The sequence below is a fragment of the Aequorivita echinoideorum genome (assembly GCF_018476645.1).
Lineage (GTDB): Bacteria > Bacteroidota > Bacteroidia > Flavobacteriales > Flavobacteriaceae > Aequorivita > Aequorivita echinoideorum.
Genome location: NZ_JAHCTB010000004.1, coordinates 123,689 through 139,190, shown reverse-complemented (window position 1 = coordinate 139,190; position 15,502 = coordinate 123,689). Strand labels below are relative to the sequence as shown.

General features: G+C 39.7%; 14 protein-coding genes. 11 read left to right on the top strand and 3 right to left on the bottom strand.

Going from position 1 to position 15,502, the window contains the following annotated elements; all coding sequences use genetic code 11:
• The first annotated feature begins 216 nt into the window (after positions 1 to 216).
• The 3 genes from KIV10_RS09870 to KIV10_RS09860 all read left to right on the top strand — a co-directional run bounded on the left by KIV10_RS09870 (position 217) and on the right by KIV10_RS09860 (position 2,928).
• Entirely contained in the window at positions 217 to 1,257 is a 1,041-nt protein-coding gene (locus KIV10_RS09870) for a COX15/CtaA family protein (protein ID WP_214113350.1), read from the top strand.
• A 23-nt stretch (positions 1,258 to 1,280) separates the two neighbouring features.
• On the top strand, positions 1,281 to 1,796 hold the full coding sequence (locus tag KIV10_RS09865) for an IS1096 element passenger TnpR family protein (RefSeq protein WP_214113349.1): 516 nt from the start codon (positions 1,281 to 1,283) through the stop codon (positions 1,794 to 1,796).
• Positions 1,797 to 1,869: 73 nt separating this feature from the next.
• The gene (locus tag KIV10_RS09860; protein WP_214113348.1) at positions 1,870 to 2,928 is read left to right on the top strand and encodes a nucleoid-associated protein; all 1,059 of its coding nucleotides are present in this window, start codon (positions 1,870 to 1,872) and stop codon (positions 2,926 to 2,928) included.
• Between the two features lie 77 nt (positions 2,929 to 3,005).
• Here the strand turns inward: KIV10_RS09860 and KIV10_RS09855 are convergent, their stop codons facing one another.
• A complete protein-coding gene (locus KIV10_RS09855; protein WP_214113347.1) occupies positions 3,006 to 5,198 on the bottom strand; it encodes a RecQ family ATP-dependent DNA helicase in 2,193 nt (730 codons plus the stop codon).
• Positions 5,199 to 5,400: 202 nt separating this feature from the next.
• Between KIV10_RS09855 and KIV10_RS09850 the strand changes: the two genes are divergently transcribed.
• The 4 genes from KIV10_RS09850 to lptB all read left to right on the top strand — a co-directional run bounded on the left by KIV10_RS09850 (position 5,401) and on the right by lptB (position 8,367).
• On the top strand, positions 5,401 to 6,366 hold the full coding sequence (locus KIV10_RS09850) for a KpsF/GutQ family sugar-phosphate isomerase (RefSeq protein WP_214113346.1): 966 nt from the start codon (positions 5,401 to 5,403) through the stop codon (positions 6,364 to 6,366).
• Complete coding sequence (gene tatC / locus KIV10_RS09845; RefSeq protein WP_214113345.1) at positions 6,366 to 7,211, top strand: twin-arginine translocase subunit TatC; 846 nt, start codon at positions 6,366 to 6,368, stop codon at positions 7,209 to 7,211. Before KIV10_RS09850 ends, tatC begins: the two co-directional genes overlap by 1 nt.
• The gene (locus KIV10_RS09840) at positions 7,195 to 7,545 is read left to right on the top strand and encodes a carboxymuconolactone decarboxylase family protein (RefSeq protein WP_214113344.1); all 351 of its coding nucleotides are present in this window, start codon (positions 7,195 to 7,197) and stop codon (positions 7,543 to 7,545) included. The genes tatC and KIV10_RS09840 overlap by 17 nt, the downstream gene beginning before the upstream one ends.
• Positions 7,546 to 7,626: 81 nt before the next feature.
• On the top strand, positions 7,627 to 8,367 hold the full coding sequence (gene lptB / locus KIV10_RS09835; RefSeq protein ID WP_214113343.1) for an LPS export ABC transporter ATP-binding protein: 741 nt from the start codon (positions 7,627 to 7,629) through the stop codon (positions 8,365 to 8,367).
• Here the strand turns inward: lptB and KIV10_RS09830 are convergent.
• A complete protein-coding gene (locus tag KIV10_RS09830) occupies positions 8,361 to 9,116 on the bottom strand; it encodes a CDP-alcohol phosphatidyltransferase family protein (RefSeq protein ID WP_214113342.1) in 756 nt (251 codons plus the stop codon). The genes lptB and KIV10_RS09830 overlap by 7 nt on opposite strands.
• Before the next feature lie 163 nt (positions 9,117 to 9,279).
• Between KIV10_RS09830 and KIV10_RS09825 the strand changes: the two genes are divergently transcribed.
• The 3 genes from KIV10_RS09825 (at position 9,280) to KIV10_RS09815 (ending at position 12,587) form a co-directional block, all read left to right on the top strand.
• Positions 9,280 to 10,347, top strand: a complete 1,068-nt coding sequence (locus tag KIV10_RS09825; RefSeq protein WP_246516264.1) for a putative type IX sorting system protein PorV2 — start codon at positions 9,280 to 9,282, stop codon at positions 10,345 to 10,347.
• 62 nt (positions 10,348 to 10,409) lie between these two features.
• Entirely contained in the window at positions 10,410 to 11,591 is a 1,182-nt protein-coding gene (locus tag KIV10_RS09820) for a lipoprotein N-acyltransferase Lnb domain-containing protein (RefSeq protein ID WP_214113340.1), read from the top strand.
• A 402-nt stretch (positions 11,592 to 11,993) separates the two neighbouring features.
• Entirely contained in the window at positions 11,994 to 12,587 is a 594-nt protein-coding gene (locus KIV10_RS09815) for a superoxide dismutase family protein (protein ID WP_214113339.1), read from the top strand.
• Positions 12,588 to 12,657: 70 nt separating this feature from the next.
• Here the strand turns inward: KIV10_RS09815 and lpdA are convergent, their stop codons facing one another.
• Entirely contained in the window at positions 12,658 to 14,058 is a 1,401-nt protein-coding gene (gene lpdA / locus KIV10_RS09810; RefSeq protein ID WP_214113338.1) for a dihydrolipoyl dehydrogenase, read from the bottom strand.
• Positions 14,059 to 14,239: 181 nt separating this feature from the next.
• On the opposite strand from lpdA, the gene KIV10_RS09805 reads away from it, so the two are divergent.
• A complete protein-coding gene (locus tag KIV10_RS09805; RefSeq protein ID WP_214113337.1) occupies positions 14,240 to 15,442 on the top strand; it encodes an aminotransferase class I/II-fold pyridoxal phosphate-dependent enzyme in 1,203 nt (400 codons plus the stop codon).
• The last annotated feature ends 60 nt before the right edge of the window (positions 15,443 to 15,502 follow it).

Genomic DNA, 15,502 nt, shown 5'->3' with positions numbered 1-15,502 from the left:
TGTGTGATGTGTGATGTGTGATGTGTGATGTGTGATATGATGAATTTAAGGTTAAAGATTTAAAATTCAAAGTTTGATACTTAAAAGTGAATATTCATAATTCATAATTCATAATTCATAATTCATAATTCATAATTCATAATTCATAATTCATAATTCATAATTCATAATTCATAATTCATAATTCAAAATTCAAAAAAGGTTTCTGGATTAATAATGTATAGAAGATTCGTAAAAATTTCACTTGTTCTTGTTTACCTTGTCATCATAGCCGGGGCGATGGTACGGATGACGGGTTCAGGAATGGGCTGTCCCGATTGGCCCAAATGTTTTGGATATTACATTCCGCCTACAACCGCCACTGAACTGGAATGGGAACCGGGAAGGAATTTTAAAAAAGGGCAAGTAATAATTCACGAGCAGGCGCTGCAAGTAGCAAAAACTGATTTTAAAACCTCCCAATCCTATAACCCTTCAAATTGGCAACCCTACACCAAACACGATTATGCAACATTCAATGTTTGGCATACATGGATAGAATATATTAATAGATTGTTTGGTGCGCTGGCGGGGGTTGCCATCTTCATAATGGCGCTATTTTCAATTAAAAAGTGGAGAACAAGCAATCGGGTAACCCTACTTTCTTGGCTCAGCGTTTTTCTTCTCGGCTTTCAAGCTTGGCTTGGTGCCACTGTGGTGTACTCCGTGCTTGACCCGATAAAAATCACCATTCACATGGTTATGGCCTTGGTTATCGTGGCTGTTCTTTTGTATCTATTGTATTTTTCAAAAGAGCATCACGAGATTTATTTCGCTTCAACAAAATTTAAAATACTGCTTTTAGTCGCTTTAATACTTACGCTAATTCAGGTAGTTTTGGGAACGCAAGTGCGTGAATTTGTAGATACACAAATAGATATTATAGGGTACACGGCTCGTTCGCTATGGCTTGAAAATCCCACGCTGGAATTTTACCTGCACCGTTCTTTTTCGGTAATTGTGGTATTGATTAATTTATTGCTTTGGTATTTAAACAGAAATAAAAAATTCGGTTTCCGGAAATTGAATCTCCTAATCTTATTATTATTTGCAGAGGCATTCACTGGGATTGCCATGTATTATTTTGATTTTCCGTTTCTTTCGCAACCTTTGCATTTAATTCTTGCATCCTTATTCTTCGGTCTTCAATTTTATATTTTATTGGAAGCATTCCAATCACACAATCCTAATGGCACTCGGGAGCCCAAAAGTTTGTAACTTTGCCCTCAAATTTTAAAAGAATGATTTACCGTTTCAGAATTATACTTGACACGCACGAAGATGTTTTTCGCGATATAGAGATTGAGGCAGACAACAATCTGGAGGATCTCCACAACGCAATTACCCAAGCTTTTGGGTTTGATGGGCAGGAGATGGCCTCATTTTATGTAAGTAATGATTTATGGGAAGAAGGCGAGGAAATTTCCCTATTTGATGTTAGCGATGAGCCCGGTGGCGTAAAAATTATGGGGGAAACCATCCTTGAAGACGTGCTGGATGAGGAAAACACGAGGCTGCTGTATGTTTATGATTTTTTGAGCATGTGGACTTTTATGGTAGAGCTGGCCGATATTGGCGAACGTGAGGAAGGTAGAATGTACCCTAATTTGATGTTCGCGCACGGTGAAATTCCAGAAGAAGCGCCGGAGAAAGAATTTATTTCTGAAGAAATTGAAACCGAGGATGATTTTGAGGAAGATTTTGACCTAGACCCTGAAGATTACGACAACCTCGATTTCGATGAGAACTGGAATTAATTTTTAGATTGCAGTCTTCAGTTGCAGTTTTCAGTATATTCCTTTACATATTCACCTACTTATATTTTAAAGAATGATCAATTTATTTTCCACACATATCGCATCGCTTTCCATTCATAGGGTTGGTAATAAGAGCCGGAATGAGGCTCTGTTTCTTTCTGAAAAACCTTATAAAATGGATGATGAGATTACCCCATTGCTAAAGGAATTTTTTTTGAAGCCATTTCGGGATAAGGAGGAGAATTATTTTCAGTTTGCACACGAAGCAGATTTGGAGTTTCACGAGCTTTTCACCATTGTTTCCGAAGTTTTTGGAAACCCGCAGGAGATACACGAGAAGAGTAGGAAAATTGCATCACGCTTGTACAATCAATCCGAGCATCCGCATATTAAGAGTGGGGAGGTTTACGTGGCGTATCTGGAAAATGTGCAGTTGGATAATGTAAAAATGGATGCCATCGGTATTTTTAAGAGCGAATTGAAGCAAGATTTTCTTCAGTTTTCTGAGGAAGAAAACCAGCTGGAGGCGATGCTGCAACAAGGGGTAAATTTGAACAAACTCGATAAAGGCTGTATTATTTTCAATTCAAAAAAAGAGGAGGGGTACAAAATTCTTTCGGTGGATAGCAATAGATACGATACGCGGTATTGGCTGGAAAGTTTCCTTGGTGTTGAGGCCTTTGCGGATGATAATTTTTATACCAAAAAGTATTTGAAATTCTGCCAGGATTTTGCGAAGGATGTGGTTTTGCCCGCTGAGGACAAAAAACAAGAGGTTATGTTTATGAACCGAGCGGTGAACCATTTTGCAAAGAATGATAGTTTTGAGGAAACCGCTTTTGTGAATGAAGTAATTGACAACCCAGATTTGATTCCGGAGTTTAGGCATTATAAAAGTGAGAAGGCGCCCAAATACAGTATCGAGGACTTAACCACCTTCCCAATTGCCAATACCGCGGTTACCGCGGCGCGGAAGAAGATAAAGAACATCATTAACCTTGATACAAATATTCAGATAAAGATGGATTTCATTAATCCGGAAAGTGCTGAAAAGTTTGTGGAAAAGGGCTGGGATGAGGAGAAACAGATGTATTACTACTTGGTGTATTTTAATAAAGAGCAGAAGAGTTAAAAGATGAGTAATTAGTAATGAGTAATGAATATATACAATTTACTAATTGTTAATTGCTAATTGCTAATTGTTAATCGCTAATTACCCACTTCACTGATGAATTTAATTCGGTATAACCGTAATTCTTCTTCATCATAATCGCCATCAAATTCTTCCAAGGCTTCTTCAATTTTATCTGTTTTGGCCTCCAGAAAATAGTCGTGGATTTCTTCTTGTTGGTCTTCATCAAGCACTTCATCAATCCAATAATTGATATTCAGCTTGGTACCGCTGTAGACTATGGCTTCCATTTCCTTAATGAATTCAGGCATTTCGAGCCCCTTGGCCCCGGCAATATCTGGCAGGGAGAGTTTGCGGTCCACACTTTGGATTATGTAAAGTTTTAAAGAACTATTAGTCCCTGTAGATTTTACTACGAAGTCCTCTGGGCGGATGATGTCGTTTTCCTCCACATACCGCTGGATCAATTTCACGAATGATTTTCCGTACTTTTTTGCCTTGCCCTCGCCCACTCCGTGAACATTGGAAAGCTCCTCTAAGGTAACTGGATATTTAAGCGCCATATCTTCCAGGGATGGTTCCTGAAAAATAACGAATGGAGGCAAATCCAGATCGTGCGCTACTTTTTTCAGTTCCGCTTTTAGCAATTTGAACAGATTCTCATCTGCCGTGTCCCCCCCCTTCTGGACGGATACAATGGCATCATCATTCGCATCCTTGAAGGAATGGTCTTCCGCCATCATGAAAGAGACCGGATTTTTTATAAACGCCTTCCCCTGGTCCGTAATCTTGATTATTCCGTAGGTTTCAATATCCTTTTTAAGATATCCGGCTACCAAGAGCTGCCGCAACAGGGCCATCCAGTAGGAGGAATCGTGCGCCTGACCCGTACCGAAATAAGTTTGGGAATCTGTACGGTGGGATTTTATGAGTGCGTTTACCTTGCCCACCAGTACGTTTACAATTTCCTTGCTTTTGTACTGTTGGTTGGTCTTTTGGACAATTTCCAGCAGCAATTTGGCATCGTCCTGCGCTTCGTGCTTGTTTTTTGGGTGGCGCATGTTGTCGTCCATCATTCCGCCCTCGCCCGTTGCATTGTCAAATTCCTCACCGAAATAATGGAGGATAAATTTTCTACGTGAAATGGAAGTTTCGGCGAAACCAACGATTTCCTGCAATAGGGCGTGGCCAATTTCCTGTTCTGCCACGGGCTTGCCGCTCATAAATTTCTCTAATTTTTCAACATCCTTATAGCTGTAAAAGGCGAGGCAATGGCCTTCTCCCCCATCCCTACCGGCACGACCAGTCTCTTGGTAGTAGCTTTCAATACTTTTTGGGATGTCGTTATGTATTACGAAACGCACATCTGGCTTATCAATGCCCATCCCGAATGCAATGGTTGCCACCACCACATCCACGTCTTCCATCAAGAACATATCTTGATGCTTAACGCGTGTCTTGCCATCTAGCCCAGCGTGATACGGAACGGCCTTGACGCCGTTTACCTGAAGGGTCTGTGCCAATTCCTCTACTCTTTTTCGGCTTAGGCAATAGATAATCCCGCTCTTGCCCTCGTTCTGTTTTACGAAGCGGATGATGTCTGAATCGACATTTTTTGTTTTTGGCCTAATTTCATAATACAGATTGGGCCTGTTGAAGGACGCTTTGAAGGTATTGGCATCCTGCATCCCTAAATTTTTAAGAATATCTTCCTGCACCTTGGGGGTGGCGGTTGCCGTAAGGCCAATAATGGGAATATCATTGCCGATGCGCTGAATAATGGTGCGGAGATTACGATATTCCGGTCTAAAGTCGTGCCCCCATTCGCTGATGCAATGCGCTTCATCAATAGCCACGAAGGATATTTTTACCGATTGAAGAAATTCAACATATTCGTCTTTGGTCAGGGATTCCGGGGCTACGTATAGAAGTTTGGTAATACCGTTGACGATATCGCTCTTCACTTGCTTTACTTCGGTTTTATTGAGGGAAGAATTTAAGACGTGCGCGATGCCTTCTTCCGAAGAAAGGGAACGCAGCGCATCCACTTGGTTTTTCATAAGAGCAATGAGCGGTGAAACCACAATGGCTGTGCCTTCCTGCATAAGTGCCGGCAACTGGTAACAGAGTGACTTCCCACCTCCGGTAGGCATAATCACGAATGTATTTTGCCTATTTAAAATACTCTTTACAACTTCTTCTTGTAAACCTTTGAAACGGGTGAATCCGAAATATTTCTTTAGGGCTGCATAAATGTCAGTTTCTGCCACGCTATGTAGATTTTTAGGGGTGATAATCAGTTTTAATCAACAATAAATTGTTTTACAACCTAACAATCGTAATTTTGCAACTTTATTGTATAGATTGCACTTTAAAATAAAGTATAGAGATTTAGAACGTCTAATTTTTATTATTCTATTCTAAATATACTAATTTCTGAAAGAGTTACAAATTATCAAACGCGTTAAAGTTTTGACCCATAAAGACAAGATCATCTCCGTTGCCCGCGAAACTATTGAAATAGAAAGCAAAGCCATTGCGAATTTAGTTCCGTTAGTAAATGATGAATTTGCTGGTGCGGTGGAATATATTTACCAGAGTAAAGGGCGGGTCATTGTAACAGGAATAGGGAAAAGTGCAAATATTGCCACAAAAATTGTAGCAACGCTTAATTCTACTGGTACGCCCGCGATCTTTATGCACGCTGCAGATGCCATTCACGGCGATTTGGGAACCATCCAAGAAAATGATACGGTAATATGTATTTCGAAAAGCGGCAATACGCCAGAAATAAAGGTACTGGTTCCTTTAATACAAGCTGCTGAAAATAAATTGATAGCCATAACTGGCAATACAGATTCCTTTCTTGCGAAAGAAGCAGATTACGTTTTGAACGCCTATGTGGAAAAGGAGGCGTGCCCGAACAACCTCGCCCCCACAACCAGTACCACGGCACAGCTGGTAATTGGTGACGCGCTCGCTATGTGCTTGCTGGACCTACGCGGATTTTCAAGCAAGGATTTTGCGAAATACCATCCCGGTGGAGCCTTGGGCAAAAAACTATATCTTAGGGTAAGCAATCTTACATCGCTCAACGAGAAACCACAGGTAAGTCCTGATACCGATGTGAAAAAAGTTATTGTGGAGATTTCAGAGAAAATGCTGGGAGTTACTGCAGTGGTGGAAGATGAAAAAATTGTGGGTATTATCACCGATGGCGATCTAAGGCGCATGTTAACAAAGGCCGATAGTTTTAATGGCCTTACCGCAAAGGATATTATGACGGAAAACCCGAAGAAAATAGCAAACAACGCAATGGCCGTGGAAGCGATGGACATGATGGAAAAATACGGTATTACGCAGATTTTGGCAGAGGAAAAAGGGAGATACAGCGGCGTGGTGCACATACATAATCTTACAAAAGAGGGAATTATTTAATGAAAAACGAAAAAACAAACCCATCTCCCGAAAAAGAGATGTCCTTTCTGGATCATTTAGAGGAATTGCGCTGGCATTTAATCCGGTCAACCATAGCAGTAGTTATTCTGGCGGTTGTAGCCTTTATAATGAAGGATTTTATTTTTGACACCCTTATATTTGGCCCTAAGCAAGCAGATTTCCCCACCTATAAATTATTGTGTCGAGCCGCGCAGGAAATTGGGATGAATAGTTTCTGTTTTACTGAACTACCCTTTACCATACAGAGTAGAACGATGGGTGGACAGTTTTCCGTACATATATGGACGGCGATTCTTGCGGGTGTAATAGTAGCCTTTCCTTATATTTTATACGAATTCTGGAAATTCATCAGTCCGGGGTTAAAGGAAGAAGAGCGCAACTCCAGCCGTGGATTTATTCTAATTGCCTCTTTGCTGTTCTTTTTGGGGGTACTTTTTGGGTACTATATTATTACGCCGCTTTCCATCAATTTCTTGGGAACATATCAAGTAAGTGAACAGGTTTTGAACGAATTTGATGTGGACAGTTATATTTCATTGGTGAGATCATCGGTAATTGCGAGCGGACTCATTTTTGAATTGCCCATCCTTATGTACATATTCACCAAAATAGGATTGGTAACACCTGAAATTCTTCGGAAATATCGAAAATTCGCGTTGATAATAGTACTTATAGTTTCGGCAGTAATTACCCCACCGGACATTGCGAGCCAGGTTATTGTAACCATCCCAATACTTATACTTTATGAGGTAAGTATCTATATTTCAAAAGTTGTTCTTAGAAACCAAAAAAGAAAGGAAATACGAGATGCCAAACGTAGTTGAGGAATTTAATGCATACCGTTCAAAAATGAACGAAAAAATGCTGGAGGATAACAATAAAATTCTCAAGCGAATTTTTAATCTGGATACAAACGCCTATATGGAAGGTGTGCTCCCAAAGAAAACCAAAGAGCTCTTGGGTCTTGGCAATTCGCTGGTGTTGCGCTGTGATGATTGCGTGCGCTATCATTTGGAGGAATGCTATAAGTTAGGTATTTCAAAAGAAGAGGTAGTTGAGGGAATGAGCATCTCTTTGCTAATTGGTGGAACGATTGTAATACCACACCTACGCCGCGCTTTTGAATATTGGGAAGCGCTGGAAGAGCAGGATAACTAATCTTTGGTATAAAATTAGCAGCCGCGTTTCAAAATTTGGGTATCGGTCAAAAACGAATCCAGATGACAAAAAACATTTTTTATGAAGCTAAAAGCCGATTCTTTAATAAAATCATATAAAGGCCGAAAGGTTGTAAAAGGGATAACCGTAGAGGTTAACCAGGGCGAAATTGTGGGGCTGCTGGGGCCAAACGGTGCTGGTAAGACCACTTCGTTCTATATGATTGTGGGCCTTATAAAACCCAATGGCGGCACCATCCATCTGGAAGGGACGGATATTACCAAATACCCCATGTACAAACGCGCGCAAAACGGAATTGGTTATTTGGCGCAAGAGGCTTCGGTTTTTAGAAAGTTGAGCGTGGAGGATAATATTTTGAGCGTTTTGCAGCTCACAAAACTTTCAAAGAAAGAACAACGGGCAAAAATGGAATCATTGATTGAGGAATTTGGCCTTGGGCACATTCGAACCAACCGCGGCGATCTTTTGAGCGGTGGCGAACGCAGAAGGACCGAAATTGCCCGCGCCCTTGCCACAGATCCCCATTTTATTTTACTTGATGAGCCCTTTGCTGGCGTGGATCCAGTAGCCGTGGAAGATATTCAGCGTATTGTGGCACAACTCAAAAATAAAAATATCGGTATTCTTATCACCGATCACAATGTACAGGAAACTTTGGCCATTACGGATAGAACGTACCTTATGTTTGAAGGAAGTATTTTGAAGCACGGTATCCCCGAAGAACTTGCCGCAGATGAAATGGTGCGCAAGGTTTATCTAGGCCAGAATTTTGAATTGCGTACCAAGAAATTATTTCAATAGGAATTTTTTGGTTTTTCCTTCCAAAAAAGCGACAGAAGAATGTAAAGCACAATTATAAGCGGGATTGCAACGTATTTCAGAAGAACTATAAGTAGCACGCTTAGCAAAATGAAAATGTATCGCAACGCATTGTTCTTGAAATCCCAAGTTTTAAATTTCAACGCAAAGAGCGGTACTTCGGCATTTAATAAGAAACAGCTTATTCCGGTAAGAACAAACAAAAACCATTTGTTCAAGATTATGGTTTCAGCAATTTCAGAATATTGAAATTGAAGAATAAGGGGCAAACTTAAAATGAGTATTGCATTTGCCGGGGTTGGAAGCCCAATAAAACTGGATGTCTGCCGTGTATCTACATTGAATTTTGCCAATCGGTACGCAGAGGCTACAATTACGAGCAACCCAATTAACGGCAAATAATTTTTGAATCCCAGATTCCAACCCTCCGTTGAAAATGTTTCGGTCAAGGTCTGCATACTCCCAAAGATTGAGAGATTCAGCAATTGGAAAAGTACTACGCCCGGGGCCACGCCACTGGTGATGACATCGGCAAGGGAATCCAACTGTAAGCCAATTTCGCTTTGCGCTTTTAACAATCGAGCCGCCAATCCATCAAAGAAATCAAAGAATATACCTGAAAAAACAAAAAATGAAGCCGTAATCAAATCGCCTGAAACTGCAAACAGCACGGCCACGCAGCCACAAAGGATATTCAGAGAAGTTATAATGTTGGGGATCTGCTTTTTCATTTTAATGAGTTGATTAGTTTTTTCACTTGTGAATTAAAGAAAATTCAAGTGAAATGTAAAAATAGAAAGTATTTTCGACTAAACGCTTATTGACACAATATGTATATAAATTTAAAGTTTAGTATTCTGTAAAATAATGCCATATTTGTCCAAATTTTTAAGCTTGAAAAGAAATCTTTTTATCCTTTTTTTACTCTCTACCTTGGTTTCCGGCGCACAGACCGTGCGTAAATATTCCAATGAATTTATGAATATTGGTGTAGATGCAGCCTCCTTTGGTATGGGAAATGCCGTGGTTGCTTCTTCCAAAGATGTAAATTCTGGCTATTGGAATCCAGCGGGTTTGGTAAATCTTGAGGACAAGCAGATTTCGCTGATGCACGCTTCGTATTTTGCAAATATTGCAAATTACGATTACGGAGCCTTTGCTATGCCTCTTGATGATAAAAGTGCGGTAGGACTTTCGGTTATTCGATTTGGGGTTGATGATATTTTAAATACCACACAACTTATTGATGAGCAGGGAAATATTGACTACAATAATATCAGCTTATTTTCTACTGCAGATTATGGATTTACATTTTCCTACGCACGAGAATTGCCGCTGGATGGTTTAAATGTGGGCGTCAACGCGAAGGTAATCCGCAGGATTATTGGTGACTTTGCTTCTTCATGGGGTTTTGGGCTCGACGCGGGGCTTCAATTTACTAGGGGAAATTGGAATTTTGGTTTAATGGCGCGCGATATTACGACCACCTTCAATGCGTGGAGTATTGATGAGGATAAGTTTGCAGAAATTCAAGGTGCCGTGGAAGGACAGAACCAAGAATTGCCGGAAAGTACGGAGATTACCATTCCAAAATTACAACTGGGGGTAGCCCGCCAATTCATATTTCACTACGATTATTCATTGTTGGCAGAAGTGGATCTCAATTTTAGATTTGCTGAAACCAATGATGTTATTTCCTCTTCCTTGGCGAGTATTACACCTTCGGCGGGACTGGAATTTGGTTATATAGATTTGGTTTATGTACGTGCCGGCGTGGGTAATTTCCAAAATATACAACAGCTAGACGGGAGCGATTCCGTAGGTTTTCAACCAAATATAGGCGTTGGCTTTAAATATAAAGGAATTCAGGTGGACTATGCGCTTACCGACATTGGCGACCAAAGCGCGGCACTTTATTCAAATATATTTTCGTTGAAATTGGATTGGAGCATTTTCAGATAATCTTTAATGATCTGCCAAGTACGCTGAAATTGTAATATTTTAGCGCTGAAATCAATTTCAAAATGATCAGAAATTTCTTCCTACTTTTTCTTGCAATAATACTTACGTCATCGGCAAAAGCTCAATTTGAGCCACTTTCACAAAAAGCTGAAATAAGTATCCTAACTATTGGTCCCGGTGCTGAGCTATACGATAAATTTGGCCACAGCGCTTTCAGGATTCAAGATCCGGATACGGGTGTGGACGTAGTTTTCAATTACGGAACGTACGATTTTGACACGCCAAATTTCTACACAAAATTTGCACAAGGAAAATTGCTTTATGAGCTTTCGGTAGAATATTATACTTCGTTTTACAACCGATATGTTTCACAAAATCGATGGATAAAATCCCAGATTTTAAATTTGAATGCTGCGGAAAAACAAGCGGTGTCAGATTTTCTTTGGAACAATTATCGCCCGGAAAATAAAAAATACAAATACGATTTCTTTTATGACAATTGCGCCACCAAGATTCGGGACGTATTGATTGAGGTTTTGGGGAATAAATTGGAATATAAGGAAGATCACATAACAGAATCCTATACGTTTCGGGATTTGATACAACAGCGATTACAGGCAAACTCTTGGGGAAGTTTGGGAATTGATGTTGCATTGGGGGCTGTAATCGATAAACAAGCAAAGCCAATTGAATATCAATTTTTGCCCGATTATATTTTTGAAGGCGCAGAAAATGCGGTAATACATAGAAATGGAACTGATGAAAAGTTAGTAAAAACAACTGAAATTCTCTTTGAAAATAAGCCTGTAGCAAATTCAGGAGGTTTCATATTCAGTCCATTATTTGTATTCGGCATTTTGGGCTTATTGCTGATATACGTTACCATAAAAGATTATAAAGCTGAGCGCAGAAGCCGATTTTTGGATGGTGTGATATTTTTTGTTACGGGATTAATTGGTGTGTTTTTATTGTTATTATGGTTTGCAACGGACCACACCGCTACGGCAAATAACTACAATTTGTTATGGGCCTTTCCTATTTCCATTTTGATGGTGATTGCTATAAGCAAAAGAAATTTTTCGCAGAATTTAAGCAAGTACCTATTTCTTCTTTTGCTGCTTCTTTCCCTTTTAGCGATACACTGGATTACGGGTGTACAAATTTTTGCAATAGGATTATTGCCATTACTGATTGGGTTGGCAGTCCGGTATATCTTTTTGTTTGGTTATTTTAGAAAGAAATAATTTTTATATTTTATTGCTTTTGAAACTTTTGGCCAAAAAAGCTATGGGGATGACTTATTAATAGAATTCATACATTCTTCATACACTATGCATACTTTGACTTATAGTATCGAAGGAATATCAAACCTCCTGAAATTGCTATACCCAATCTTGAAATATCATTGTAAGTTAATAATTATTCTCATTTTGAAAATAATTTCATTTTATTAGACTTTCAAAACAACAATAAACAGTTCAAAATTTATTTTTAAATATTAAGCTTGTCAACAAATAATTTGCTGATAGTAATACAGGATGCATAACCTCACTTTTCTAAATATTTCTTAATTCCTTGTTGTGCCTTCCAAAGTATTGTAAATTTAAATATCAAAAATTATAAAAACCAATCTAAAAACAATGATTATGAAAAGATTAAGTTTATTATGTACGTTTTTTGCTATGACCGTATTTGTAGGTTGCAAAAATGAAAAAAAGGATATGGACGAAAATATGAATTCGTCTGACACTACTGAAATGAATATGCAAGAAGAAACTATTAAAGCAAATGTCTTATCCGTTCCATTGGAATCAAAAAGTGGAAGTACCGCGAAAGGAGAAGTTGTATTTACTGAAAAAGATGGAACCGTTATGATGGAGGCTAAATTGAGTGGTCTAAAGCCAGGCTCGCACGCAATCCATCTTCACGAAAAAGCAGATTGTAGCGCCGATGATGGTTCATCTGCTGGTGGACATTGGAACCCCACAAATGAGAAGCACGGAAAATGGGGTGATAGCGAAGGATATCATAAAGGAGACATAGGAAATTTTGAGGCTGATGAAAATGGCAACGGAAGTGTAGCAATGCAAACGGATGAATGGTGCATTGGTTGCGGAGATGCGAGTAAAGATATTACCGGTAAAGGAGTAATTGTACATGAAGGAACTGATGATTTTGTATCTCAGCCAAGTGGAGATGCCGGCAGCAGAGTAAGTTGTGGCGGAATTATTAAAAGATAATATTTCATTACATACAATAAAAAAGCCGATGAAATTCTCATCGGCTTTTGATTTTTTATTACTTTTTAATTTAGACGTGCAGAGCTCTATCCTCTGTAGCGGAAAGGGCGGCTTCCTTAACTGCTTCGGCGTATGTAGGATGCGCATGGCTCATTCTGGCAATATCTTCAGCGCTTGCGCGATATTCCATGGCAACCACGGCTTCGGCAATTAAATCTGCCACTCGGGCGCCAACCATATGTACGCCAAGTACTTCATCCGTATTTTTATCGGATAAAATTTTCACAAATCCATCGGTATCTCCACTGGCCCTGCTTCTTCCCAAAGCGCGCATTGGGAATTGTCCGCTTTTATATTCTACTTTTGCTTCCTTCAATTGCTCTTCCGTTTTGCCAACAGAAGCTACTTCAGGCCAAGTATAGACCACACCGGGAATTAAATTGTAATCGATATGCGGTTTTTGACCTGCAATAATTTCAGCTACCAGAGTTCCTTCTTCAGAAGCTTTATGTGCAAGCATTGCCCCTCGTACCACATCGCCTATCGCGTAGATATTTTTAATATTCGTTTGAAGATGATCATTAACATCTATCATCCCTCGTTCGGTTATTTTTACCCCTGCGTTTTCGGCCTTCAAACCATCGGTAAATGGCTTTCTTCCTACCGAAACAAGGCAATAATCACCTTCAAATGAAACTTCTTTACCATTTTTATCCGTAGCTGTTACGGTAATCTTTTTTCCCTTTTTTGAGACTGCCGAAACCTTATGCGAAACATAAAATTTTACACCTTGCTTTTTCATAACTTTCATTAATTCCTTGCTTTGCGCCCCATCCATTGTGGGGATAATTCTGTCCATAAATTCCACCACAGAAACTTCGGCGCCCAGACGGCGGTACACTTGTCCCAATTCCAGACCTATTACCCCTCCCCCAATTACAATTAAATGTTTTGGAATTTCTTTTAGGCTCAATGCTTCGGTTGAAGTTATGATTCTATCCTTATCCAATTTTATGAATGGCAATGAGGCGGGCTTACTTCCCGTAGCAATAATGGTATTTTTTGCTTCAATCGTCTGATTCTTTTCGCCGGAAATATCAATGTGCGTGGCGTCCTTAAAAGCTCCCGTTCCGGTATAGACATCAATTTTGTTTTTATCCATCAAAAATGCAATTCCTTTAGTAGTTTGCTCGACTACGGATGCTTTTCGATCAATCATTTTTTTAAAATTCAATTTTATATCGCCTGGAATTTCAATTCCATGCTCCTCAAAATGCTTAAGTGCATCCTCGTAATGGTGCGAAGAATCCAAGAGTGCCTTACTGGGAATGCAACCCACATTTAAGCATGTGCCACCCAATACGCTATATTTTTCAATGATTGCGGTTTTTAGACCCAACTGCGCGCAACGGATTGCCGCTACATATCCTCCAGGCCCAGAACCTATTACTGCTACATCATATTTGCTCATAAAATAAGAATTTTTAAAAATGGAATTACAAAGGTACAATACTGCATAGGAGTTTAAAAGTTTATTTCTTTGAAGTTGGATGCTATATAAAACAGCTGTTATTAGGATAAATGAAACCAATTATTATTTTACTCTTCCTTTTAATTTTTGCATTTTTGCCGAAAACCAGAAAACTTAAAAAATGGCTTATAAACCAGCAGACAAAATTCAGGATTTACAATATTTTGGGGAATTTGGAGGCGTGAATCCTTCCATTTCAGATTCCTCTACGTATACTTTTCTTTCAGCCAAAACCATGTTCGACACATTTGAGGGTAATGCGGATGGCTGCTATCTGTACTCTCGCCACTCCACACCATCTAATTTATACTTAGGCCAAGCCTTGGCAGCAATGGAAGGCACCGAGACTGCAAATGTTGCGGCCAGCGGTATGGGAGCCATAACCCCTGCAATTTTACAACTCTGCAAGGCTGGGGAACACATTGTTAGCAGCAGGACGATTTATGGTGGAACCTATGCTTTTCTAAAGAATTTTGCCCCAAGGTTGAACATTGAAACCTCCTTTGTAGATATTACCAATCTTCAAAGCGTGGAGGAAGCAATTTCAGAAAAAACCAAAATTATTTATTGCGAAACAGTAAGCAATCCGCTTCTTGAAGTTGCGGATATTGAAGGCTTGTCCCAAATTGCCAAAAAACACAACCTGCAACTCTTGGTAGACAATACATTTTCTCCCCTCAGCATTTCGCCAGCAACCCTGGGGGCAGATGTTGTTTTGCATAGTTTGACAAAATTCATAAACGGAAGTAGCGACACCATGGGCGGCGTGACCTGCGGGACCCAAGAATTTATTGATACGTTGCGGAATGTAAACGACGGAGCCAATATGCTTTTGGGCCCTGCAATGGACAGCCTGCGGGCGGCTTCCATTCTCAAAAATTTACGAACGCTTCACATCAGAATAAAGCAGCATAGCGAAAATGCACTTTATCTGGCTGAAAAGTTTGAGGCTGATGGATTAAAAACCGCATATCCCGGCTTGCCCTCACATAGCGGACATCAATTATTTAAACGAATGATGAATGAAGAATATGGATTTGGCGGAATGCTAACCATCGATGTGGGTGGTATTGATAAAGCAAATGAATTGATGGAGTTGATGCAGGAACGAAATTTGGGTTATCTGGCGGTAAGCCTTGGATTTTATAAAACGCTGTTCAGTGCGCCGGGTTCGTCAACGTCATCAGAAATTCCCGAAGAGGAACAAAAGGAAATGGGCTTAAGCGATGGATTGATACGCTTCAGTATAGGGTTAGACAACGATATTGCGCGTACTTACAGAATGATGCGTGAATGTATGGAAGAGGTTGGGGTTTTTGTATAATTAATATATTTTCCTAAAATTACATTCCTTAAATATTTTTTTCCCCTGAGAGTTATATTG

Coding starts and splice junctions, on each gene's coding strand:
- KIV10_RS09870 (WP_214113350.1), top strand. CDS start 217: ATGTATAGAAGATTCGTAAAAATTTCACTTGTTCTTGTTTACCTTGTC.
- KIV10_RS09865 (WP_214113349.1), top strand. CDS start 1,281: ATGATTTACCGTTTCAGAATTATACTTGACACGCACGAAGATGTTTTT.
- KIV10_RS09860 (WP_214113348.1), top strand. CDS start 1,870: ATGATCAATTTATTTTCCACACATATCGCATCGCTTTCCATTCATAGG.
- tatC (WP_214113345.1), top strand. CDS start 6,366: ATGAAAAACGAAAAAACAAACCCATCTCCCGAAAAAGAGATGTCCTTT.
- KIV10_RS09840 (WP_214113344.1), top strand. CDS start 7,195: ATGCCAAACGTAGTTGAGGAATTTAATGCATACCGTTCAAAAATGAAC.
- lptB (WP_214113343.1), top strand. CDS start 7,627: ATGAAGCTAAAAGCCGATTCTTTAATAAAATCATATAAAGGCCGAAAG.
- KIV10_RS09830 (WP_214113342.1), bottom strand. CDS start 9,116: ATGAAAAAGCAGATCCCCAACATTATAACTTCTCTGAATATCCTTTGT.
- KIV10_RS09820 (WP_214113340.1), top strand. CDS start 10,410: ATGATCAGAAATTTCTTCCTACTTTTTCTTGCAATAATACTTACGTCA.
- KIV10_RS09815 (WP_214113339.1), top strand. CDS start 11,994: ATGAAAAGATTAAGTTTATTATGTACGTTTTTTGCTATGACCGTATTT.
- lpdA (WP_214113338.1), bottom strand. CDS start 14,058: ATGAGCAAATATGATGTAGCAGTAATAGGTTCTGGGCCTGGAGGATAT.
- KIV10_RS09805 (WP_214113337.1), top strand. CDS start 14,240: ATGGCTTATAAACCAGCAGACAAAATTCAGGATTTACAATATTTTGGG.